Here is a 23,029-nt window from a genome sequence, read left to right as displayed (position 1 = left end):
GACGGCGTCAGCCGAGGCGGGGAAGCCCCAGCTGGCCGACCGGAGGCGCCGCGACCTGGCCGAGGCCGACCGGCGCCAGCCCGGGCACGCCCGGCGCTCCGAGTACGGGGTTGATGAGCGGGTTCACCTGGGGGTTCACCTGGGGGTTGACCTGCGGGGTGACACGCGTCGGGCCTTCCGGGGCGTAGCCCTGGGGCACGGCCAGCTGCGGGGCGACCTGCGGCATGACCTGGGGCATGACCTGCGGTACGACCTGCGGCGGAGCCGACTGCGGCTGGGGCTGGGGGTACTGCGGCGCCGGGGCGTACTGCTGCTGCGGGTACGCGGGGGCGGCCTGCGGCTGGGCGTACTGCTGGGGCGGCGGCGCCTGCTGGTACTGCGGGGACGGCGCGGCCTGCTGCTGCGGGGACGCGGGGGCGGCGGAGGCCTGGGCCGAACCCTGCGACGAGGCCGAGGCGACGGCGTAACCGGTCTGCTGCGGGTACTGCTGGGGCGGCGGCGCCTGCTGGTACTGCGGAGGCGGCGGGGCAGGCTGTTGGTACTGCGGCGGCGCGGCCTGCTGCTGCGGGTAGGCGGGCACGGTGGCCTGGGCCGAGCCCTGCGTCTGGCCGACGGCGTAGGGGGCCTGCTGCGGTGCAGGTGCCTGGGGCGGGGCCTGGGGATACGGCTGGTCCGGAGCCGGCACCGGGGCCGGACCGCCGTATCCGACGGGAGCGTCGGCATAGCTGACGCCCGCACCGATGGCGGACAGACCACCGGCCGCCGCCAGAACGAGCGCGGCCTTGTGAAGCTTGCGCATGAAACCCTCGGCCCTTCGATACCTGGAGATGAGAAAGTCCATTGCGTTCAGTGCGGTCGCGCGTGCAGATGGTGCGGCAATGACACTGCACTTTCAGCAGCGGTACTCCTGAGCAGCACGCGAACTTCGCATCGGAGTCGGCAGCGATTCGCCTCGTTCCCCTCAGCTCCTCGGCCACCGCCCTCTCCCCACCGGAACGAGGATCGCGCGGCCGTGGTCACGGGAATTCGGGGGTGCGTCACCCAATTGCCGTCACCGGCACGGTCATTGCCGCTCATATGCCTTTCGGCAAACGGGTGACGCGGGACCGCGCCCGTATCCGGGTCCGCACGCCTCTCGTTCCCCACGGGGTGAGGGCGAAGGGGCATCCCAGCCGCCCGGGGCAGTGACAAAGCGACAACCGCGCTGTCTCATCAGTCATTTCATCAGGTTCCGCACACAGATCACATGAAGGGCCGAGAATTCCATGCGCAAGTTTCGCCAGGTCGCGCTCATCGTCGCAGCAGCCGGCGGTCTGACCGCTGTCGGTGCCGGCCCCAGCTCCGCCGCCCCCATCTCCTACGGGACCGGGCCGACCCCGGTCTCGCAGCCGGACGCCCAGGCCGCCGCCGCCACCTCCGCCCAGGCGAGTGCGCAGACGTACGGCGCGCCGGCCCCGCAACAGGCCCCGCAGCGGGGCACCGAGGTCGCCCCGCAGCTCAACCCCCAGCTGAACCCGCAGATCAACCCTCAGATCTCGCCCCAGGCCCCGCAGTCGGTGCAGGGCGGCCCGGTGGAGCAGAACAACCTGTTCCGTCCGTACCAGGAATGCAGCCCGCAGTCCCTGCTCGACGCGAACGTGCCGGTCGCCCTGCTCGCGGCCTCCCAGACCCGGGGCGTCGACTGCACGCAGGCCAACAGCCAGTCGAACGCGCTCGCCAGCGCGCAGCGCCTGGGCTGACGGCCGGAAGTCGCGGCCCGGCACGGGCACTTCGAGAGCCACGGCCGATGCCCGCGCACGGGCCATACGACTTTTCGGGTGGTTCTGTCACGCGCTCGAGACAACAGCGCGTCGCTGCCGGAATTGCCGTATTACGTACTAATCTCCCGTAACTGTAAAAAGTCGATCTCGCACAGATCGCACCCCCCACTCCACGGAGATGACATGCGCAAGCTTCGCAACGCTGCCGTCCTGGTCGCCGCCCTCAGCAGCATCGGCCTGGTCAGCGGCACGGCCTACGCCGGCGGCGAGGGCCACGGGCACGGCGACAAGTTCAACATCACCCAGAGCTCGCACTGCAAGTCGCACGACCTGAACCTCGACGTCCTCGGCGAGGTCGGCCTGCTCAACGGCCTGCTGGGCAGCGCCCTGAACGGCGAGGGCAACCCCGGCGCCCAGGCCACCAACCTCGGTTCGACGATGGGCTGCAACAACAGCGCCTTCTGAGACCGGCAACAGCAGCAGTGAATGGTCCCGGCGCCCGGCGCCGGGACCATTCGTGTGTGTCGGCGGGGCGCCAAGGCGGGGAAATGCAAAGGTATTCGGCGCGTCGCACGGCTGTCTCGGGTATTTCGTATCAGCCTTTAGGACACAGATCGCGATTTCTCGCAGATCGCATCCACCTCATTCATCGGAGATGACATGCACAAGCTCCGCACCGCCGCCGTTATCGTCACCGCATTCGGGAGCCTCGGGCTCCTCGGCGCCGGCGCCGCCCATGCCGACCAGGGCTGGGGCAAGAAGGGCGACGAATTCAACATCCAGCAGAGCAGCAGCTGTAAGTCGCACGACCTGAACCTCGACATCCTCGGCGAGGTCGGCATCCTCAACGGCCTGGGCGGCAACCTGCTGAACGGCGAGGGCAACTCGGGTGCGCAGCAGTCGTCCATGGGTTCGAGCATGGGCTGCAGCAACAGCGCGTTCGGCAAGTAGGACGAAAAACAGTCCCCGGTTTCCCGGCCGATGGCCGGGAAACCGGGGACTGTCGTTTCTGCGGCCCTCAGAACTCGATGTGCGGCCTCTTGAAGCCCTTGGGCAGCTCCGCCTTGTTGGAGCAGTCCACGACCTCCCCGGCCCTGGTGGATCCGTCACCCGCCGCCTCGTCGTCCGGGAACAGCACACGTGGACGGTCGGAGGTCGAGCAGTCCTGCGCCTGCTTGAGGACATGCGTACCGTTCTTGTCGATACGCGACTCGCTCTTGTGGACGCAGACGGTGCCGCCCTGGGCGGTGGTCCTGCAGTCGCCCGGGGACGGGTCCGCGTAGGCGTGCCCGGTGCCGACGCAGAGCGCGGCGAGGCTTCCGACGAGCCCCGAGACGGTGGCGATCTTCCGTGCAGTGAACATGAGTTGTCTTCCTCTGCGTAGGGCGATGCAAAGCAGCCCGGACGCATACCTCGACGGAGTCGGGGTGCGTCCGGGCTGCCTTCGCCATGGTGGTCACTCAGCACACCGGCAGGCGGACCGAAATGGTGCCGGTGCGGGGTACCGAGTTCGTACGGGGTGCGTTTTTACTCGCCACCCTGGTTCTGGTCGCCCTGCTCGGGGCCGGAGTTCTCCTGCGGCTGCGCCTCGGGCTGCCCCTGCGGCTGGGCCTCGGGCTGAGCCTCGGGCTGGGCCTGCGGCTGGGCCTCCGGAGTGGTGGTGTAGTAACCCCCGCCGACGGCCAGGGCGTTGGCCGACGAGTTGGCCACGGCGGTGATCTGCGGAGGCGCGTCCTCGCCACCGGCGGCGGAGCTGACCCCGGCACCGAGGAAGGAGAGCCCCGCAACCGTCGCCGCTACGAGTGCGACGCGCTGAAACTTACGCATGATTGACCCTTTCTGGTCCAGGCGGGAACCGCCCGGCTCGACTACTTAATGTGAGCATATACACACACTCCGTAGCGAACCGAGGATCCACACCCGCCGAGTTGCGCGTAAGCCCCGTCTGTCGTATCGGCGCTACCTGCCACCGACCGGAAGGATCCGGCTCATGACCCCGAACGGGCCGCCAGGCGACTCCGCCTCGTCACCCTTCTCCGGGGGCGCCACCCCGACGGTCCCGGGAGAACAGGTCACCTCGGGCCCGAGCCGCTCCGCCCCCTGCCCGAGGACGGCGGGCAGTTGCACGGGCTGCACCGGCTTGCAGGTCTCCTGGTGCGGCATGGCACCTCCCTCGGGAACCTCACCCCTGATCCGCTGGGTGCAGGTGAGGTTGCCCATGAGGTCGTCGGTACACGCCCCCGGACCCGCCGCGGCGTACGCCGGTGCGAGACCGGCACAGGCCACGGCGAGGCCGCCGAGGAGCCCCGAGACGGCCGCGATCCTCTTCCCGCCGGTCTTCCCGACGAACATCCGCTGCGCCTTCCTTCGTGAGGACACCGCCGACCTCAGCCGGTGAAGGCCTGGTTGTACTGGCCACAGGTGGTGTCGAAGGTGTCGGCGAGGCCGAGCACGCCGATCGGGACGTCGTTCTCGGCCACCGTCTGCGGGCTGCACTCCTGGTAGGGGCGGTAGTGGTTGGACACCTGCGGCCCACTGTCGTAGGAGTCGGCCACGGCGGGGGAGGCGCCGACGGCGGACAGGCCGCCGGCGGCCGCCACTGCTGCGATCACGACCTGCTGAAGCTTGCGCATGGAACCCTCGGTCCTTTGCTCATACGGCGAATTGTTGCCTAGCGTGATGGCACGAACACTAGCAGTAGCTGGACAAGGGGTTCCACAACGGACATCCACGCCGAGGGTGACATAGCAACACATAATCACCTTATGGCGAGGCAGAGTTGGGTCAGGAGAGCGCCAGCTCCGCGGGCCGCGGGCGATCGGGTGCGGGCACGGAGAGGATCAGGTCCCGCAGTCGCTCGACATACCGCCGCACGTTCTTGTAGGCGATGTCCGTGTCCGGGTAGCGGCAGGCCAACCACAGCCCCTCGTGCAGCCGATTGACCCAGGCGCACACCTGGTCGCCGTACGACACCCGGAGCAGCCCGTACGCCTTCTGCTCAGCCCAGTCCGCCGCGCCGGGGATGAGACGGGCGTCCACGTACGAGATGATCGAGTACATGTCGGGCGAGGTCGGGCGGAAGTCCGAGCCGAGCAGCCGCAGTACGCGGGCGAGCGGGATGCGCGCCAGCGACCGGTTGGCCCGCAGCTCGGCGCGGACCGTGTCGAGCGCGCCCGCCAGGTCCCGCGCCGCGGGCACCTCGATGGGTGCTCCGCCGACGTACCAGCCCACGGAGTCCGACCACGCGGACTTCAGCCGGGTGTGGAACGGCACGACGGTGCGGTAGACGTCCTGCCCGCCGAGTTCGTGGACGATCAGGCTGGTCGCGGCCAGGATGCCCACCAGACTGCCGCCGTAGGGGCGGCAGTACGCCTCGAACGCGGCGGCGGCATCCGCGTCGACGAGCGGCTCGGACACCAGCTTCTGGGCGGGCAGCACCCCGCCGGGCTCCAGCCCGAGGTCGACGGGGAACTCCGGGAGCCGGCCGCCGCACCGGGCGATGAACTCCCGCCAGCGCGCGACGATCGCGTGGGCGTCGTCGATGCCGTCCGCGTTCGCCCGCTCCTGCTCGCAGAAGTCGACGTAACTCCCCACGGACGGACCGGTGACGGGACTTCCCGTGACGGCCGCCGCGTACAGTCCGTGGATCTCCTCCGGGAGCCGGTGGATCGAGTAGGCGTCGACGTTGGTGTGGTCGAAGGCCATGTACACGCTGGTGGAGTCCTCGCGTACGACCGCCGTGTAGATGAGGTTCGGCCAGCCGAGCGCGTCCGCCGCGGCGTCGAACCGATCCTGCAGGTACCGGGTGAGCGCCCCCGCGTCGGTGAACTCGCCGACCACCGTGCGGTGCAGGGCCACGTCGCTCTCGGCGAGCGTGAACCGCTGCATGTCGTCACCGGCCCAGCGGAAGCCGCTGCGCAGCGTCTCGTGCCGCAGCGTCCAGCCGCGCAACGCCCCCTCCAGCGCGTCGAGGTCGACCGGTCCCGGCAGGTCGAACGCCGCGCCGAGCCAGGTCGGTACGAACAGTCCGTCCTCCCGTACCGACCGGGCCGTTCTGATGTGCGACTCCTGGATGTACGCCGGCGGTCGCGGATCGGGCGGCAGCGCCGCCGCGGCCGCGATGGTCACCGGGCTGAACCTCCACTCGACGAGCCGTCCGGGCCGGATCTCACAGCGCTGGATGTCAGAAATACGCACGGTGGCTCTCCTTCGCAGAAGACACCAGCTTCATCAACGACGGCAAGCCGTACGCGCGCGATGATCGCTGTGTCGCCGGGATTTCAACGGGATGTGTGACATGTCGAACGGACAAGCGCCCCGCCTCACTCGTACCTGTAGATCCCGCTCACGTCCTCCAGTTCGGCGGGCGTGACGTTCCACGGCGGCAGTTGCTCGTGCCGGGCCACGACCCGGCCGCGCTGGGGGTCACCGGGGCCGGGGGGCTCGGCGGGCAGGTACGTGTGGCCGGGGTGCCGTTGCTGCCAGCGGGTCCACAGCAGGTCGACGAAGGAGTGATGCAGCCAGAACACCGGGTCGTTGACGGACGCGGCGCTGACCATCACCCCGCCGACCCAGTGGTGGACCCGGTTGTGGTTCTGCCAGGAGACGCTCCCGCGCCCGCTCCCCCAGCCCTCCAGTCTGTTGCGATAGCCGCGGGTGACGGCCGAGTTCCAGGGCCAGCTGTCGTAGACCGGGTCGGCCAGCGCGGACTCGACGTCGCGCTCGGTCGGGAGCTGGATCGGGGCGCGGGCGTGACCGAGATCGCGGGTGAGGTACTGGACGTCGGTCACGTTCTCGGTGATCTTCCAGTGGCCCGCCCGGTAGGCGAACGGGCCCGTCATCACCTGCCGGTCCGAGGGGCGGCCGTTGCCGCCGAGCAGATCATCGGTCCACGGCAGGGAGTTCGGCGCCCGGTCCCGGGTCCAGTCCCAGTACGGGACCGTCACCGACGCGTCCACCCTGCGCAGCGCCTGCTCCAAGTCGAGCAGGAGTCTGCGGTGCCAGGGCAGGAAGGAGGGCGCCATGTGGGCGGTGCGCAACCGGTGTTCCCGGTCGGCGGAGTTGTGCGCGATGTGGATCCGTACGAACTCGTCGTACTCACCGCGGCGTTTGACCTCCAGCAGGGCTTCGACGAACCGGCGCCGCTCGGCTCGGGACAGCTGGTTGACGTTCTTGCGCGTGTAGACCGTGTCGACCACGTGTGCCTCCCTCGGGCATCGGCCGGAGGGGTAACCGCCGGACATACCTTCGGGTCACCGGTCTACGGCCGGACCGGTGACGCGGCGGCACGCCCGGCGGCCGGCTCAGGACAGCCACCGCTTCCACACCTCGGGGTGGCCGTCCACCCACTTCTTCGCGGCCTCCGCGGGGCTCAGCTTCTGGTCGGCGATCATCAGGGAGACCTGGTCCTGGTCCTCGGTCGTCCAGGTGAACTTCTTCAGGAAGGCGGCCGCCCTGCCGCCACCGTGCGCGAAGTCCGTGTTGAGGTACTTCTGCAGCGGGGTGTGCGGATAGGCGCAGGCGACCTTGGCCGCGTCGGCGTCGCAGCCCTCCTTGTACGCGGGCAGCCGCACCTCGGTCATCGGCACCTTCTTGAAGAGCCACTGCGGTGCGTACCAGTAGGTGAGGAAGGGCTTCTTCTCCTTGGCGAACTGCTTGATCTGGGTGATCTGAGCGGCCTCGGAACCGGCGAAGACGACCTGGTAGTCCAGCTTGAGGTTGCTCACCAGCGCCTTGTCGTTGGTGACGTACGACGGTGAGCCGTCCAGGAGTTGCCCCTTGCCGCCGCTCTCCGCGGTGCGGAAGAGCGAGGCGTACTTGTTCAGGTTCTTCCAGTCGGTGATGTCCGGGTGCTGCTTGACCAGGTAGGTCGGCACGAACCACCCGATGTGCCCGGTGACCCCGAGTTCCCCGCCCCGGCTGATGGTCTTCTTGTCGTCGACGTAGCGCTTCTCCTGGTCCGGGTGCCCCCAGTCCTCCAGGATCGCGTCCACGCGCCCCTGGCTGAGCGCGTCCCAGGCCGGGACCTCGTCGACCTGCACGGTGTCGACGCGGTAGCCGAGCTTGTGCTCAAGGAGGTACTGCGCGACAGCCACATTCGACTGCGCGCCGACCCAGGACTGCACGGACAGGGTCACCGTCTTCGACCCCTGCGCGTCGGCGAACGGCGAGGCCTGCCTGGTCATGTCGGCGGCTCCGCAGCCGGTGGTGAGCACGAGCACGGAGGCGGCGGCAAGAAGTGTCGTACGGCGCATGGTCACGCTCCCTTCCGCGTACGGCGTTCCGTGGGCTGGGTGACCCGGTCGAGCATCAGCCCCAGGCAGACGATGGCGGCACCGGCGACCAGCCCGGTCGCCAGGTCGCCCTGGGCGAGGCCGAAGGCGACGTCGTACCCGAGGGCGCCACCGCCCACCAGCCCGCCGATGATGACGACGGCGAGGACGAGTACCACACCCTGGTTGACGGCGAGCAGCAACGCGGGGCGTGCGAGCGGGAGTTGGACCTGCAGCAGCTGCTGACGCCCGGTCGCGCCGAGCGACCGCGCGGACTCCAGGGCGGCCGGGTCAACCTGGCGCAGCCCCTGTGCGGTGATCCGTACGACGGCCGGCAGCGCGTAGACGACGGCGGCGGCCACGGCGGGCGCGCGGCCCACGCCGAACAGCGCGACGACCGGGATCAGGTACACGAACTGCGGCATGGTCTGGAACACGTCGAGGACCGGACGCAGCGCGCGCTCCACGCGGTCGCTGCGGGCGGCGGCGACACCGGTCGCGAAGCCGAGGACGAGCGTCACGGCGACGGCCGCCAGCACCTGGGACAGGGTGTCCAGCGACGGCTCCCAGACCCCCAGCACGCCGATCGCGGCCATCGCGAGGACGGCGGTGAGCGCGGTGCGCCAGGTGCCGATCAGCCAGGCCAGCGCGGCGACCACGAACAGCACGGCCCACCAGGGCAGCCACTGGAGCCCGGAGCGGACCGGGTCGAGGACCCAGGTGGTGAAGTGCCCCGCCCAGTCCGCGGTTCCGCCGACGACCGGCACGCCCGAGTACAGGTGCGCGGTCATCCAGTCCACGGCGCGGTTGACCGGTTCGGCGAAGTCCAGGGTCCAGGCGGTGGGCCAGTCGAGGCGGCCGAGGAGCCGGGCGGCGAGCGCGACGGCGACGGAGGCACCGAGGCCGTACAGGAGGCCGACGGGGGGCTTTCGGGTGTCGCCGCGTTCGCCGGCCGCCGCGGTGATGCGGTCCAGGACGACCGCGAGGAGCACGATCGGGATACCGGCGGCGAGGGCCGCGCCGACGTCCACCGAGGCGAGCGCCTGGTAGACGCGGTCGCCGAGGCCGCCGGCACCGATCACGGACGCGATGACCGCCATAGACAGGGCCATCATGATCGTCTGGTTGAGGCCGAGGAGGAGTTCCCTGCGGGCGAGGGGGAGGCGGGCCGTCAGCAGCCGCTGCACGCGGGTGGCGCCGAGCGACTCCACCGCCTCCAGGACCTCGGGGTCGGCGCCGCGCAGGCCGAGGGCGGTGAGCCGGGCCATGGGCGGGGCGGCGTAGACGACGGTGGCGAGGACGGCCGCGGGGACGCCGATGCCGAAGACCAGGACGACGGGGAGGAGGTACGCGAAGGCGGGGAGCACCTGCATGGTGTCGAGGACCGGGCGCAGGGCCCGGTTCAGCCGGTCGGAGAGCCCGGCGCCGAGCCCGAGCGCGAATCCCACGGCCACGGACGCGAGGACGGCCACGACCATCAGCGCGAGGGTCTGCATCGTCGGCACCCACATGCCGAGCAGGCCGCAGGCGAGGAAGGCGACCCCCGTCCCGACGGCGAGCCTGACACCGGCGACCCGGTGCGCGACGGCGGCGGCGACCACCGTCACGCCGGGCCAGCCGGCCGCGAGGAGGGTGAGGTAGACGGCGCGGACGGTGAGGACGACGGCGTTGCTGATGTAGCCGAAGAAGTAGAGGAAGAGGGGGTGGGTGTCGCGGTTGTCGACGACCCAGTTGCTGGCGGAGGTGAGGGGCGCGGCCAGGCTGACGGTGAGACTGTGCGGCCAGGCGGCGGACCCCCGGTGGGCGTTGGCGACCGGGACGAGGATTGCGGCGGCTACGGCCAGGACGAGGAGCTTACGGGCGGCTCGCCCGGTGGGAAGCGTCACTCGACGCGGGCCCGGGACAGTGATCGTCGCCATCAGACACCCTCCGGGCTGGTGCGGGGGCCGGGGGGTGTCACTCGCCCGCGCTCGCGGGGTGCCGCCCCAGCGGCACGACTGCCCGCGGCTGGGCCAGTGTCGGCAACACCCGCGGCGGGGGGCCTTTCCAACGGGGGCTGCGTATCCCCACCCGGGGACGCGGGGAACTGCGCGACCGGCCCACCACCCGCAGCCGGACCCGAGGCTCCGGAATCTTCCGGGGAGGGCTCCGTATCCCCACCCGGGGGCACGGGGAACTGCGCGACCGGCCCGCCGCGGCCCGCGGGTGGGGTGCCCTTCGCCACGACGCCGAGCAGCGTGTCCGCGTCGAGCACGCCGACGCACCGGTCCCCCTCCACGACGCGCGCCGGAGCGCCGGCTCCCGCCACCGCCTCGATCGCCTCGGCGACCGTCGCGACGGGGCTGACCGCAGGTCCCGCCAAGGTCTCCCCGTCCTCCGTCGGCCTCATCGCGGAGCGAACCGTCATCACCTGCTCCCGCGGCACGTCCCGGACGAACTCCCGGACGTAGTCGTCGGCCGGGGAGCCGACGATCTCCTCCGGGGTGCCCAGCTGGACCACCCTGCCGTCCCGCATCAGGGCGATGCGGTCGCCGAGCTTGAGCGCCTCCGACAGGTCATGGGTGATGAAGACCATCGTGCGGCCCTCCTCGCGGTGCAGGCGGACCACCTCCTCCTGCATGTCCCGCCGGATCAGCGGATCGAGCGCGCTGAACGGCTCGTCGAAGAGGAGGACCTCGGGATCGACCGCCAACGCCCTCGCGAGGCCGACCCGTTGGCGCTGGCCGCCGGACAGCTGGCCGGGGCGGCGCTGCTCCATGCCCTCCAGGCCGACCTTGGCGACGACCTCGGCGGCCCGCTCCCGTCGCTCGGACCTGCCGACGCCCTGGATCTCCAGGCCGTATGCCACGTTGTCGAGGACGGACCGGTGCGGGAGGAGCCCGAAGTGCTGGAAGACCATCGCGGCACGGTGCCGCCGCAGTTCCCGCAGCCGGCCCTTGTCCATCGCCCGGACGTCCTCGCCGTCGATGACGATCCGGCCGGCCGTCGGCTCGATGAGCCGGGTCAGGCAGCGGACCAGGGTCGACTTCCCGGAGCCGGACAGGCCCATCACCACGAAGACCTCGCCCTTGCGCACGTCGAAGGAGACGTCACGGACGGCGGCCGTGCACCCGGTGCGGGCGCGCAGGTCGGCCGGCGAGAGGCCGGTCAGCTCGGGGTCCGCCGGGACGCGGTCGGCCTTGGGGCCGAAGACCTTCCACAGGCCGTCGACGGAGAAGACAGGGGTCGTACCGTTCATCACGCACCGCCCTTCAGCAGGTCCACGGCTTTCTCGCCGACCATCAGCACCCCGATCATCGGGTTCACCGCCGGCATGGCGGGGAAGACGGAGGCGTCGGCGATGCGGATGCCGTCCAGGCCGCGGATGCGCAACTCCGGGTCCACCACGGCGAGTTGGTCGTCGGCCGCGCCCATCTTGCAGGTGCCCGCCGGGTGGTAGACCGTGTGCGCGACCTTGCGGGCGTACTCGCTCAGCTCGGCGTCGCCGACGATCTCCGGGCCGGGGCACACCTCCCGCTTCAGCCAGCCCGCCAGCGGCTCGGTCTTCGCGATCTCGCGGGCGAGGCGGATGCCGTCGACGAGGGTGCGGCCGTCGTAGTCGTCCTCGTCGGTGAAGTAGCGGAAGTCGAGCGCGGGCTTCACGGACGGGTCCGCGCTGGTCAGGAAGAGGCGGCCGCGACTGCGGGGTTTGGGGATGTTCGGGGTCATCGAGACGCCGTGCGCGGGGCGCTCGTAGCCCAGGCGCTCGGGGTTGTCCGTGAACGGGACCTGGTAGAAGTGGAACATCAGGTCCGGGCCCGCCTGTTCGGGGTCGCGGCGGACGAACAGGCCCGCGTCGGAGTCCATCGCGGAGTTCTCGGGGATCGGGCCGTTCGTCTCCCAGACGATCACCGACTCGGGGTGGTCGAGGAGGTTCTCGCCGACGCCCGGGAGGTCGTGCGCGACCGGGATGCCGAGGGCTTCGAGGTCCGCCGCCGGGCCGATGCCCGAGTGGAGCAGCAGGCGCGGGGAGTCGACGGCGCCCGCGCACAGGACGACCCCGTCGCGGGCCCGTATCAGCAGGTCCTCGCCGTCCTTGGTGCGGACGTGCACGCCCTCGGCGCGGGTGCCGTCCAGCTCCAGCCGGTACGCCCAGGTCTCCAGGAGGAGGTGCAGGTTGGGGCGCTCGTCCAGCACCGGGTGGAGGTAGGCCACCGACGCGCTGGAGCGCTTGTTGGTCTCAGGGTGGTAGGCGAGGTCGAAGAAGCCGACGCCCTCGGTGAACGGCCGCTGGTTGAACCCCTCCACGCGCGGGACGCCCAGCGCCTTCTGGGCCGCGTCGACGAAGTCGCGGGCGATGGCGTTCCGGTCCTTCTCGTCGACCGGGACGATGTTGTTGAGGAGGCGGGCGTAGTAGGCCTCCATCGGCACCGCGCCCCAGCCCTTGGCTCCCGCCGACTCCCACTCGTCCCAGTCGGAGGGCAGCGGCTTGAAGGAGATGAGGGTGTTGTGGCTGGAACAGCCGCCCAGCACGCGGGCGCGGCTGTGCCGGATGTGGGAGTTGCCGCGCGGCTGCTCGGTGGTCGGGTAGTCGTAGTCCAGCTCGCCGCCGAGCAGGCCCATCCAGCGGCGCAGGGTGAGGACGTCGTCGCGGCCGACGTCGCTGGGGCCGCCCTCGATGACGGCGACCGTGACGTCCGGGTTCTCGGTGAGGCGGGAGGCGATGACGGAACCGGCGGTTCCGCCGCCTATGACGACGTAGTCGAATTCCTGGGGGTGGGGGGTGTGATCGGCCATGGGGTGGTTACTCCTGGGGGGTGGGAGAACGGGGCGGCGCCGGTTCGCCGGCCGGGCGTTGTGGGGGCTCAGCCGGCGAACCAGCGCACCGGCCTCGGCGCGAGGTTCTGGTAGACGTGCTTGGTCTCGCGGTACTCGGCGAGCCCGGCCGGCCCCAGCTCGCGGCCGGTCCCGCTCCTTCCGAAGCCGCCCCACTCCGCCTGGGGGAGGTAGGGGTGGTAGTCGTTGATCCACACGGTGCCGTGCCGCAGCCGTCCCGCGACCCGGCGGGCCTTGCCGGCATCCGTGCTCCAGACGGCGCCGGCGAGTCCGTACTCGGTGTCGTTGGCGAGGGCGACCGCCTCGTCCTCGGTGCGGAAGGTCTCGACGGTCAGGACCGGGCCGAAGACCTCCTCGCGCACGACCCGCATCCCGCGGTGGCACTGGTCGAGGACGGTCGGCTCGTAGAAGTAGCCGGTGGCCGGGCGGTCGGCGGACGGTTCGGGGCGTTTGCCGCCTGCGCGCAGCACCGCGCCCTCCGCCAGCGCCGACGCCACGTACGCCTCGACCTTGGCGCGCTGCTGCTCGGAGACGAGCGGGCCGCACTCGACGCCGTCCGCGGTGCCCCGGCCGAGCCGGATCCTGGCGGCGCGGCGGGCGAGTTCGGCGACGAACCGCTCGCGCAGCGGCTCCTCGACGATCAGCCGGGCGCCGGCCGAGCAGACCTGGCCGCTGTGCATGAACGCGGCGTTGAGGGCCTGGTCGACGGCGGTGTCGAAACCTTCCTGCGTGGCGCAGGCGTCGGCGAAGACGACGTTGGGGTTCTTGCCGCCCAGTTCGAGGGCGACCTTCTTGACGGTGGGTGCGGCGGCCTTGGCGACCTTGGTGCCACTGACCAGGCCGCCGGTGAAGGAGACCAGGTCGACGTCGGGGTGCTCGGCGAGGCGGGCGCCGACGGTGTGGCCGGGGCCGGTGACCAGGTTGGCGACGCCGGCGGGAAGCCCGGCCTCGGCGAGCAGTCCGATCAGCGCGACCGTCGTCAGCGGGGTGAGCTCGCTCGGCTTGACGACGAACGTGTTGCCGGCCGCGAGCGCCGGGGCGATCTTCCAACTCGCCTGGAGGAGCGGGTAGTTCCAGGGCGTGATCAACGCGCAGACGCCGACCGGTTCGGATACGACGACGCTGTGGACGTCGGCCGAGCCCGCGTCCACCACTCGGCCCGCGCCCTCCGCGGCGACCAGGTCGGCGAAGTAGCGGAAGGCGTCGGCGACGCAGTCGATGTCGACGCGGCCCTCCGCCACGGTCTTGCCCGCGTCCCGGCTCTCCAGGAGACCGAGCTCTTCGCGGTCGCGTACGAGGAGTCCGGCGACCCGGCGGAGCAGGGCGGCGCGCTCGGCGACGGGGGTCCGGGGCCAGTCGCCGGAGTCGAAGGCGCGCCGGGCGGCGGCCACCGCCGCGTCGGCGTCCTTCTCGTCGCCCTCGGCGACCACGGTGAAGGGCAGGCCGTCCGCGGGGTCGATGATCTCGCGTGTCGCGCCGGAGACCGCTGCCAGCCAGTCGCCTCCGGCATGGATGGTCGCTCGTGCCGTGCTGTCCGCCATGATCGGTATTGCCTTCCGTTCCTGTTCGGTGCCCCTGCGTGACGTTCGAGTCACTCTCGGGGACCGCCAGCACCTGCCCTCGGCCTCGGATTGCATGCGCAATCGTCGGCCGAAAGTGTGCGGCGTCACGGAACAGTCGGACAGGACGGCACAAACGACCCAGGGAGGGCGACGGCCCTCGCGCCGGCCTTCGGATTCAGGGCGTCGTGCTCGCCGACGCGGCGGGCGTGGCGTGCCGGGGCCCGCTCTTGGTCGAGATCTGGCCGACCAGTTCCCAGAAGCAGACCAGGGCGGTGACGGGCGGGATCCCGAAGATGACTAAGGACAGCAGCGCATGGGAGGAGTGGCTGACACACAGGGCCACGGCCACGACGGAGGCGGCCAGCACGACGCACCAGGAGCGCCGTGCGCTCCGGCGCTGCGCGGTGGCCCGCAGGACGGAGAGCGCCGCCACGAACCACGGGCCGTAGACGGTCAGCGGCCAGTACTGCGCAAGGCCCCCGGGGAGCACCGACGAGGCGATGCCGCGCAGCTGCGCGTAGGAGTAGCAGAGCGACCAGGCGAGCATGGACACCGCGCACAGCGAGACGGTCGCGATGAGGAGCGTGATGTGCGTGACGCTCCGGCCGCCGTCGAGCAGGTGGGAGTCGTTGCGGACCCGGTGGCGGACCCGCCGCCGGCTGCCCCGGCGCTGGGCCGGCACGTCCAGCAGGGTGGGGGCCGCGGTCACACCGGTCGGTGCGGACAGTATCTGCGCCAGCTCCTCGACCGGGTCCCAGTCGTTCGCCGCGACGTCCGGCTCCGGGGCACCCCAGGTGTGGTCGTAGAGACCGGGATGGTCGTAGAAGCCGGTGTGGCCGTAGAGACCCGACCCCGAGTCGTGCTGAATCCCGTCCATCGATTACCTCCGCACCCTGCCTCAGAACGCTCCGTACAGATCTGCCATGGTCCGCCGATATTCATTTTCCATCGCGTTGATTCTCTTCAGGAAATCATCGAGCAGGTCCGAGCATGAGGTGATATCCATACCGCCGGTCCACCGGAGCACGGTTGTCGGATGATCTTCGGCTGCGCACCAGTCCAATCGCGTCACGGTCACCTAACGACCGTCGGACGGAGCGGGGTTTGGAGCGTTCGGGGGAATTCAGTCACCCGGAAGAGAAGCTATAGAATGCCCGTCGTCTCACAATTGAAGAAGTTGTGAATATGCACGGGATTGCACTCCGTGAATACAGAATTTAAATGAACGGCGACGTCATCAGCTCCCTGACGCAGCGCCGCAGCCAGGCGTGGGCCGGGTCGGCGTCGTGGCGTGGGTGCCAGGCCAGGCCGAGGGGGATCGGCGGCAGGGGCAGCGGGACCTCGAAGGTGGCGAGGCCCAGGGCGGTGGCCAGCGGGACGCCCCCGGTGGTGATCAGGCCGGCCAGGTCGGAGTCGCGCAGCACGAAGAGGGAGGCGGGGAAGGTGCCGACGGTACCCACCACCCGGCGTTCGAGACCGAGTTCGGCGAGCGCGGCGTCGACCGGGCCGTGCAGCTTGCCGCGCCGCGAGACGTTCAGGTGGCCGACTTCGGTCGCGTACCGCTCGGGGGTCAGTTCACCCGTCAGCAGCGGGTGTCCGGACCGTACGGCGCCGAGCATGCGGTCCTCGTGGAGCTGCTCCACCCGCACCTCGGGAGCGGTGGTGTCGATCGACCCGACCTCCAGATCGGCCATGCCCTGCCGCAGGTAGGGCAGGTCCACATGGGCCTCGGCGAGGAAGCGGATGCGGATGCCGGGCGCCTCCGCGGCGGCCCTGGCGAAGAGGACCGCTGCGTGGGTGCCGACGATCGCGTCGGAGCCGACGATCGTGAACGTCCGGGAGACGGTCCGCAGGTCGGTGTCCCGGCCCGGGGCGAACAGCGCCCGCGCCCGCTCCACCACCGCGCTCACCTCCGCGCGCACGGCCAGGGCGTGCGGGGTCGGCACCATCCGGCGCCCGGCCCGCACCAGGACGGGGTCGCCGAGCGCCCGGCGGATCCTGCCGAGGGCGCGGCTCATGGCGGGCTCGGACAGGTGCAGCCGCCGCGCGGCCCCCTGCACGCTCTCCTCCTCCAGGAGCACGTCCAGCGCGACCAGCAGGTTCAGGTCGAGACCGGCGGGGGTCCCGGTGGATTGCGTCATACGCATTCGTCCCTTGCAAAGGTTGCACTGGAAAGCAGATCGGGGCCGAGCCTACGGTGACGGGGCAGCCCCCACCACACCCACCAGCTCCCCGGGAGGAGCCGTGCCCTCGCACGCCCTGAAACGCCCCGTCCTGCTCGTCCTGTGCGCCTGCGTGCTGGTCGCGCAGAGCATGGTCGCCGCCATCAACCTGCTCATCCCCGAACTGGCCGCGTCGTCCCTGCACCCCTCGCACAGCGAGATCCTGTGGACCGTCGACGCCTACGTCATCGCCTTCGCCGCCCTGCTCATCCCGGCCGGCGCACTCGGCGACCGGTACGGCCGCAAGGGCGCCCTGCTCGCGGGTCTCACCCTGTTCGCGGCCGGCGCGGCCACCAGCGCACTCGCGCCGGACCCCGCCGTCCTGATCGCGGGCCGCGGCCTGTCCGGCGCCGGGGCCGCCCTGATCACCCCGGCCACCATGTCGATCCTGGTCCACCTCGCCGCCCCCGAGCGGCGCGCCCGCGCCCTCGCCTCCTGGACCCTGGCGCTGGGTCTGGGCGGCGCGGCCGGCAACCTGGGCGGCGGCCTGGTCGGCCAGTTCCTGTCCTGGCGGGCGCTGTTCGCCGCCATGGTCCCGCTGGCCGCACTGCTCGCCCTGACCGTCGCCCTGGTCGCCCCGCGCACGGCACGCTCCGCGCACAGCAACCTCGACCCGCTCGGCACCGTGCTCCTCACGGCGGGCCTGGTGGCGGTGCTGTTCGGCATCATCGAGGGCACGACGTACGGCTGGGCCTCTGCACCCATCCTCGGCTCCTTCGCGGCGGGCGCCGTCCTGACCGCCCTCTTCACCGGCCACGCCCTGCGCTCGCCACGCCCTCTCTTCGACATCCGCGTCTTCGCCTCCGCCCGGCTGCGCTCGACGTCCCTCGGGACGGCGGCCGGCTTCTTCGGCCTCTTCTCCCTCTTCTTCGTCAACTCGCAGTACCTGCAAGGCGTCAAGGGCTACGACGCGGCCGTCACCGGCGTCGCGATCATGCCGCTGACGATCGGCCTGGCCCTGGTCCCGAGGCTCGCCGCCCGCTGGGCGGGGTACCCGCGCACGGTCGTCGGCGCCGGGCTCGCCCTGATCGGTCTCGGTCTGCTCGGCGCGTCCACCGTCGACGCGGCCACGCCGTACTGGACGTACGCCTGCTGGCTCCTGGTCATCTCGGCCGGCACCGGCCTGTCGATGCCCGCCCTCACCCTCGGCGTGGTCGGCTCGCTCCCGCCGCACCAGGCGGGCCTCGGCTCCGGGCTCGGCACCACGGCCCGCGAGATCGGCGCCGCCCTCGGGGTCGCGGTCACCGGCACGATCCTGTCCGCGCACGGCGATCTCGGCTCCGGGATGGGCCCGGCCCTGCGTACCGTCGCGCTCCTGGTGCTCGCGGCGACGGCGCTCGTGGTGGCCGGTCACGGCGGCCGCACCCCGACACGTACTATCGCGTCCGGCCCGGAACGCGTACTGTCGCGTTCTACCGGCGCCTGAGCAACTCCCCCCGCACCCCGGCCCGTTGAGGAGCCCCGATGCCCGCCCTGCTGAACCCCGTCCTCGACCTGCTGACCCTGCGCGGCACCGTCACCGACGCCGAGCAGATCACCGCCCGGATGCGCCGGCTGCGCATCGACGGCGACCAGCTCGCCGGCCTCGACGTCCGGCCCGGCCAGCAGGTCCGGGTCCTGGTCGGCGGGCTGACCCTGCGGACGTACTCGGTCTGGCACTACGACCCGTCCGGCGTCGTCGAGCTGTGCGTCCTCGACCACTCCGAGGGCGGGCCGGGCGCCCGGTGGGGCCGGACCGTCGGGAAGGGCGAGCAGGTGCGGCTGCGCGGACCGGAGGGCACCTTCACGCTGCGCCCCGACGCCGCCCACCACGTCTTCGTCGGCGACGAGACGGCCGCGGTCGCCTTCGGAGCGATGCTCGCGGCGCTGCCCGAGGAGGCCCGGATCTCCGGCTGCGTCGAGACGGAGACGGCCGCCGACCGGCTGCCCCTCACCCACGCGGAGCGCCTCGAATGGGTGCTCAGGACCGAGACCTCGCTGCCGGAGGCGGTACGGCGGCTCGCTCCCGAGCCCGGCGGGGTGGCGTATGTCGCCGGGGAGGCGCGGGCCGTGCAGGCGGTGCGGAAGGTGCTGGTCCAGGAGGCCGGATGGGACCGGCGCGCGGTCCTCACCAAGCCGTTCTGGACGCCGGGGAAGCGGGGGATGGAGTAGCGCCCGGCGGCCGACGGGACGGGCCCCGCCCCGGAGGAGTCCGGAGCGGGGCCCGTGCGGTGCGGGGAGGCTCAGATGAGGCCGAGGGCGCGGACCGCCTCGCGCTCCTCCGCCAGCTCCTGCACCGAGGCGTCGATGCGGGCGCGGGAGAAGTCGCTGATCTCCAGGCCCTGGACGATCTCGTACCTGCCGTCCTTGGTGGTGACCGGGAAGGAGGAGATCAGGCCCTCCGGGACGCCGTAGGAGCCGTCCGACGGGATGCCCATGGAGGTCCAGTCGCCGTCCGCGGTGCCGTTGACCCAGGTGTGGACGTGGTCGACGGCGGCGTTGGCGGCGGAGGCCGCGGAGGACGCGCCACGGGCCTCGATGATGGCCGCGCCGCGCTTGGCGACGGTCGGGATGAACTCCTCGGCCAGCCACTTCTCGTCGTTCACGACCTCGGCGGCGTTCTTGCCGGCGACCGTGGCGTGGAAGATGTCGGGGTACTGGGTGGCGGAGTGGTTGCCCCAGATGGTCAGGCGCTTGATGTCGGCGACCGTCGAGCCCGTCTTCTTCGCGAGCTGGGTCAGCGCGCGGTTGTGGTCGAGGCGGGTCATCGCGGTGAAGCGCTCGGCCGGTACGTCCGGGGCGGCGGCCTGGGCGATCAGCGCGTTCGTGTTGGCCGGGTTGCCGACGACCAGGACCTTGATGTCGTCCGCGGCGTGGTCGTTGATGGCCTTGCCCTGCGGCTTGAAGATGCCGCCGTTGGCCTCCAGGAGGTCGCCGCGCTCCATGCCCTTGGTGCGGGGGCGGGCGCCGACCAGGAGGGCGACGTTGGCGCCGTCGAAGGCGACGTTCGGGTCGTCGGAGATGTCGATGCCCTGGAGGAGCGGGAAGGCGCAGTCGTCGAGCTCCATGGCGGTGCCCTCGGCGGCCTTGAGCGCGGGGGTGATCTCGAGGAGGCGGAGCCGGACCGGCACGTCCGCGCCGAGCAGCTGGCCGGCACGTCCGCGCCGAGCAGCTGGCCGGAGGCGATGCGGAAGAGCAGGGCGTAACCGATCTGGCCGGCCGCGCCGGTGACGGTGACGTTCACGGGAGTGCGGGTCATGGCGTTCTCCGTATGACAGCTGGCGGTGGGCGTCCTTGCCCTGGGTGCCCTGGGGTGCGGACGTACAAATGATCGATCTCTTGGCATCAAGAGATCCACCGGTCAGGCTATCGCGCATCAAGGATGCCGGGGGGCGAGGGGTCCGTGTGGCTCACCCCACAAAAGAGGCGGCCGCCTGCCCGGGAGAGGGTGGGACAGGTCGGCCGCCACTCGGGGGTACCGGTTTCCGGACTCCCGTGGGGGATACCTGTCGCGTGCCCAGGATGGAAGCCGACATTCCTGTGTGCCGCCGATTTCTTCGCGGGCCCGGCGTCGCTGCGAGGTCCGGAGGTCCGGGGGCTGCCGCCCCCGGGCCCCGCTGCCGGTCTTCGGCCTCGTCCTCAAACGCCGGACGGGCTGTATCAGGTCTACGTCGTGCACCCCTGCTGCCCCGACGCCAGCGTCGCGCACGCCTTCGCCTGTGCCGCGTCCCGCACCGCCACCATCGGCGTGTACGCGATCGTGTCACCGGCCGCCGTGATGTCGCCGCGTTCCGTGGTGGTGCCGGCCGTGACCCGGACCGAGTCGCCGCGGGCGGCGCCCGTGATGCGGCCCCACGCGGCGCCGCAGGTCCGGCTGTAACGGACCTCCAGGGTGGTCGCGCCGACCGTGACCGTCTTCGCCGTGGTCACGAGGTCGCCGCTGCACCCCATGGCCTCCGCGTCCTTGCCGGTGCACCCGCCGCCCGCGCACTTCACCCCGGCCGGGAGGGCGCTGCCGGTGGCGGTGGACGGGGTGGCCGAGGCGCTGCCCCGGTTCCCGCCGCCGTCGCCGCCGGTGAGGAAGAGGACCCCGGCGACGACCACGACCGCCCCGACGACCCCGGCGAGGAACATCGTCAGCCGCCGCCTGCCACCGCCGGGCGGGGCCTGGGGCGGGGACGCGGCCGGGCCCCGGGAGCCGGGGCCCTCCCGGCGGTTGGCATCGGGTGCCGTCGGCTGGGGCGGGATGGTGGGCGAGACGCCCGCCGGCCCGGCGACCCCCGGCATCGCCACCGCGCTGGCCGCCCGGCGCGGCGCCTTGCCGCCGCCGGAGGAGGAGGGCGTGGCGGGCGGTGCCCCGAACTCCCCCAGCGCGGCCCGCGCCTGGGAGATCCGGATCGCCTCCATGGTCATGTCGTGCCGCATCTCCGAACGGCTCCAGGCCCGTTCGGCCAGCTCCCACATGGTCGTGAGGTGGACGGGATCGGTCTCGGTGACCTCGGCGAGCGCGACGACCGCGCCCTTCGGGGCCAGCAGGCGGCCACCGAGATAGCGCTCCCAGGACGTCCTGGCGTAGCCGGTGCGGTCTGACAGCGCGGCGACGCTCAGGCCGCTGCGGTCCACGAGCCGCCGCAGCTGGGTCGCGAACTCCTTGACCTGCGGATCGAGTTCGTCCGGCAGGGCCTTCCAACGAGGCATTGCTTCCCCCCTCTTCCCCCGGTTCGGTGCCGTGTCTTCCCCCGCGTGTCCCCTCGCGCGGTGCCCCCCGCGCCGGTCCCCGTCTGGCTACCCAGCGGGATGCGGCAACCCCGGAGAACAGTCCCCGGGCAGGGGGCGCACAGGAGCACTGGCCCGTCCGGCATGCACCGTCGCACGCCGACCGCGGTACGGTCCAACGGACCCTCGGCTCGTCCCGATCCGACACGTTAGCCCGGTTGTGGGTCGGCTCCGTGACACATCCGCGAACTTGTCAACACATCGACACACCGGTCATCCGGTCGTGACCTCGCAGGTCACAGGGGTCGCACCTCACCCGAGGGCCACGGCACCGACGACCGTCACGAGGAGCAGGGCGAGCAGCAGCAGGACCGCGTACAGCAGCAGGGGCCGTGCGGGCGGGGCGCCGGGTCCGGTTCCGGGCGGTCCCACCACGGGAGGGTCGGGTCGTCCTCGTACCGTTCCTGGAGACCGAGCAGGAGTGAGCCCACTCGTCCGCACGCCCCGAACGGTCCTGGGCGCACTGGTCCCCGGCGTACTGAGCCCTGGGCCAGCGACACGGATCCTGTCCGTGGTCCGATCCCGGGAGGCCGGTTCCCTCATGACCTGGCCATGTGGATGCGGCCAGAGGCGACGGGGAGGCCCCCGAACCATCACTCAGGTGGAGCGGGGGCCCCGCACGCTGGCGCCTTACCCGGCGTCCCAGATCACACGATCACGGCAGCCCGAACGGCCCAGCACGCCGCAAGCCCGGACGCCGACCACCACACGATCGAGCAAACGTGATCCTCGATGCGCTTTCCTGCGAGCAACTGGCACCCCTCCGCCTCCCCCGGGTCCGGCGGCCGGTCCGGGTCCGGCGCGGTCGCCGGGCGCGGCCAGGCCTCGACGGCGAGCTCCCAGCGCACGGTGTGCTGTTCGGCGCCCACGTCGGCCCGTACCGGAACTGTCACCTCTCTGCCACAGCCGGCGCACAGCCGTTGAACAGCCCACGCGCGGTGGAAGGCTGCTTCCCGACGGCGGCCCGTCCCGCTCGGGGGAGGGGACGGGCCGCCATTCGGGGAAGCTGAGCGACCAGGCCCCGCTCACCCGCGCCCGAAACCGAACCCTTCAGCTCCTCATCGTGAAATGAAGCGTGTCCTTCAGATAGGGAATCACCAGCCACGGCTTCGGCTGCGCCATCAACGCCAGCAGCACGATCGCCAGCCCCAGCACCCCGTAGGTCGCGATGTCCGTGAACCGCGACCGCACCGCCAGCATCCCGACGCTCGGCAGTATCCATCGCATCACCGCCCCGGCCAGCAGCGCCGCCCCGATCAGCAGCGCGCCGACCCGGAACTGGTCCAGCGAGGTCAGCAGCAGCCCGATCGCGACGCTCGCCAGCACCACCAGCATCGGCCACTGCCGGGCCGGGGCCGGCAGATCCCCCGACGCGGCCCGGCCGCCGCCCTCGGGCCGCGCGGTGTCCCGCGTGAACAGCGGGAAGCGGCGCGTGGCCCGCCGGGGCCGCCCCTGCGCGTCCGGGGCGCTGATCGCGTCGCGGACGGTCGGCTCGTCGTCGTGCGCGTGCTCAGCCGACACTGCGCTCCGCCGCCTCGACCACGTTGACGAGCAGCTGCGCCCTGGTCATGGGCCCGACACCGCCGGGGTTCGGGGAGAGCCATCCGGCGACCTCGGCGACCCCGGGGTGCACGTCCCCGACG

23 protein-coding genes and 2 pseudogenes are annotated in these 23,029 nt (G+C 71.7%); 5 read left to right on the top strand and 20 right to left on the bottom strand.

Annotated features, from left to right (window positions below; all coding sequences use genetic code 11):
- Positions 1-7: 7 nt before the first annotated feature.
- Complete coding sequence (locus JF597_RS38805) at positions 8-799, bottom strand: hypothetical protein (RefSeq protein ID WP_294007185.1); 792 nt, start codon at positions 797-799, stop codon at positions 8-10.
- A 466-nt stretch (positions 800-1,265) separates the two neighbouring features.
- Here JF597_RS38805 and JF597_RS38800 point away from each other — a divergent pair, with 466 nt between their 5' ends.
- The 3 genes from JF597_RS38800 to JF597_RS38790 all read left to right on the top strand — a co-directional run bounded on the left by JF597_RS38800 (position 1,266) and on the right by JF597_RS38790 (position 2,711).
- On the top strand, positions 1,266-1,739 hold the full coding sequence (locus JF597_RS38800; protein ID WP_294007183.1) for a hypothetical protein: 474 nt from the start codon (positions 1,266-1,268) through the stop codon (positions 1,737-1,739).
- A 204-nt stretch (positions 1,740-1,943) separates the two neighbouring features.
- Positions 1,944-2,225 carry a hypothetical protein gene (locus JF597_RS38795; protein ID WP_294007180.1) on the top strand — a complete coding sequence of 94 codons (282 nt, stop codon included), beginning with the start codon at positions 1,944-1,946 and terminating at the stop codon, positions 2,223-2,225.
- Between the two features lie 195 nt (positions 2,226-2,420).
- Positions 2,421-2,711 (top strand): hypothetical protein, encoded by a 291-nt coding sequence (locus JF597_RS38790; protein WP_294007176.1) that lies wholly within the window; start codon positions 2,421-2,423, stop codon positions 2,709-2,711.
- 67 nt (positions 2,712-2,778) lie between these two features.
- Here the strand turns inward: JF597_RS38790 and JF597_RS38785 are convergent, their stop codons facing one another.
- From JF597_RS38785 to JF597_RS38720, 14 genes are all read right to left on the bottom strand, one after another.
- On the bottom strand, positions 2,779-3,123 hold the full coding sequence (locus tag JF597_RS38785; RefSeq protein ID WP_294007173.1) for a hypothetical protein: 345 nt from the start codon (positions 3,121-3,123) through the stop codon (positions 2,779-2,781).
- Positions 3,124-3,287: 164 nt separating this feature from the next.
- On the bottom strand, positions 3,288-3,587 hold the full coding sequence (locus tag JF597_RS38780) for a hypothetical protein (protein ID WP_294007170.1): 300 nt from the start codon (positions 3,585-3,587) through the stop codon (positions 3,288-3,290).
- Between the two features lie 132 nt (positions 3,588-3,719).
- The gene (locus JF597_RS38775; protein WP_294007167.1) at positions 3,720-4,112 is read right to left on the bottom strand and encodes a hypothetical protein; all 393 of its coding nucleotides are present in this window, start codon (positions 4,110-4,112) and stop codon (positions 3,720-3,722) included.
- 35 nt (positions 4,113-4,147) lie between these two features.
- Entirely contained in the window at positions 4,148-4,393 is a 246-nt protein-coding gene (locus JF597_RS38770; protein ID WP_294007164.1) for a hypothetical protein, read from the bottom strand.
- Between the two features lie 151 nt (positions 4,394-4,544).
- On the bottom strand, positions 4,545-5,957 hold the full coding sequence (locus JF597_RS38765) for a condensation domain-containing protein (protein ID WP_294007161.1): 1,413 nt from the start codon (positions 5,955-5,957) through the stop codon (positions 4,545-4,547).
- Between the two features lie 125 nt (positions 5,958-6,082).
- Positions 6,083-6,958 carry a tyrosinase family protein gene (locus JF597_RS38760; protein ID WP_294007158.1) on the bottom strand — a complete coding sequence of 292 codons (876 nt, stop codon included), beginning with the start codon at positions 6,956-6,958 and terminating at the stop codon, positions 6,083-6,085.
- A gap of 105 nt (positions 6,959-7,063) precedes the next feature.
- Entirely contained in the window at positions 7,064-8,014 is a 951-nt protein-coding gene (locus JF597_RS38755; protein WP_294007155.1) for an ABC transporter substrate-binding protein, read from the bottom strand.
- 2 nt (positions 8,015-8,016) lie between these two features.
- Positions 8,017-9,951 (bottom strand): ABC transporter permease subunit, encoded by a 1,935-nt coding sequence (locus tag JF597_RS38750; RefSeq protein ID WP_294007151.1) that lies wholly within the window; start codon positions 9,949-9,951, stop codon positions 8,017-8,019.
- A complete protein-coding gene (locus tag JF597_RS38745; RefSeq protein WP_294007148.1) occupies positions 9,951-11,270 on the bottom strand; it encodes a glycine betaine/L-proline ABC transporter ATP-binding protein in 1,320 nt (439 codons plus the stop codon). The genes JF597_RS38750 and JF597_RS38745 overlap by 1 nt, the downstream gene beginning before the upstream one ends.
- Positions 11,270-12,808: a GMC oxidoreductase gene (locus JF597_RS38740; RefSeq protein ID WP_294007146.1), complete on the bottom strand. Its 1,539-nt coding sequence runs from the start codon at positions 12,806-12,808 to the stop codon at positions 11,270-11,272. The genes JF597_RS38745 and JF597_RS38740 overlap by 1 nt, the downstream gene beginning before the upstream one ends.
- 68 nt (positions 12,809-12,876) lie before the next feature.
- Positions 12,877-14,388, bottom strand: coding sequence for an aldehyde dehydrogenase family protein (locus JF597_RS38735; RefSeq protein WP_294007143.1), 1,512 nt, complete (start codon positions 14,386-14,388; stop codon positions 12,877-12,879).
- Between the two features lie 196 nt (positions 14,389-14,584).
- A complete protein-coding gene (locus JF597_RS38730; RefSeq protein WP_294007140.1) occupies positions 14,585-15,286 on the bottom strand; it encodes a DUF2637 domain-containing protein in 702 nt (233 codons plus the stop codon).
- A 21-nt stretch (positions 15,287-15,307) separates the two neighbouring features.
- Positions 15,308-15,487, bottom strand: coding sequence for a hypothetical protein (locus JF597_RS38725; RefSeq protein WP_294007137.1), 180 nt, complete (start codon positions 15,485-15,487; stop codon positions 15,308-15,310).
- A 139-nt stretch (positions 15,488-15,626) separates the two neighbouring features.
- Positions 15,627-16,556, bottom strand: a complete 930-nt coding sequence (locus JF597_RS38720; protein ID WP_294007134.1) for a LysR family transcriptional regulator — start codon at positions 16,554-16,556, stop codon at positions 15,627-15,629.
- 97 nt (positions 16,557-16,653) lie between these two features.
- Here JF597_RS38720 and JF597_RS38715 point away from each other — a divergent pair, with 97 nt between their 5' ends.
- Positions 16,654-18,057 (top strand): MFS transporter, encoded by a 1,404-nt coding sequence (locus JF597_RS38715; RefSeq protein ID WP_294007132.1) that lies wholly within the window; start codon positions 16,654-16,656, stop codon positions 18,055-18,057.
- Positions 18,058-18,095: 38 nt separating this feature from the next.
- A complete protein-coding gene (locus tag JF597_RS38710; RefSeq protein WP_294007130.1) occupies positions 18,096-18,782 on the top strand; it encodes a siderophore-interacting protein in 687 nt (228 codons plus the stop codon).
- A 71-nt stretch (positions 18,783-18,853) separates the two neighbouring features.
- Here the strand turns inward: JF597_RS38710 and JF597_RS38705 are convergent.
- The 5 genes and pseudogenes from JF597_RS38705 to JF597_RS38685 all read right to left on the bottom strand — a co-directional run.
- Positions 18,854-19,869 (bottom strand): annotated as a pseudogene (locus JF597_RS38705) (malate dehydrogenase).
- Between the two features lie 407 nt (positions 19,870-20,276).
- Positions 20,277-21,308, bottom strand: coding sequence for an XRE family transcriptional regulator (locus JF597_RS38700; protein WP_294007127.1), 1,032 nt, complete (start codon positions 21,306-21,308; stop codon positions 20,277-20,279).
- Positions 21,309-22,033: 725 nt separating this feature from the next.
- Complete coding sequence (locus tag JF597_RS38695; RefSeq protein ID WP_294007125.1) at positions 22,034-22,279, bottom strand: hypothetical protein; 246 nt, start codon at positions 22,277-22,279, stop codon at positions 22,034-22,036.
- Between the two features lie 157 nt (positions 22,280-22,436).
- Entirely contained in the window at positions 22,437-22,907 is a 471-nt protein-coding gene (locus JF597_RS38690; RefSeq protein WP_294007123.1) for a DUF3017 domain-containing protein, read from the bottom strand.
- A pseudogene (locus JF597_RS38685) lies at positions 22,897-23,029 on the bottom strand (bifunctional methylenetetrahydrofolate dehydrogenase/methenyltetrahydrofolate cyclohydrolase); the annotation flags it as partial. The pseudogene JF597_RS38685 and the gene JF597_RS38690, both read right to left, overlap by 11 nt.

This window comes from Streptomyces sp. (assembly GCF_019510245.1).
Classification (GTDB): Bacteria; Actinomycetota; Actinomycetes; order Streptomycetales; family Streptomycetaceae; genus Streptomyces.
This window is presented reverse-complemented; position numbering and strand designations above follow the sequence as displayed.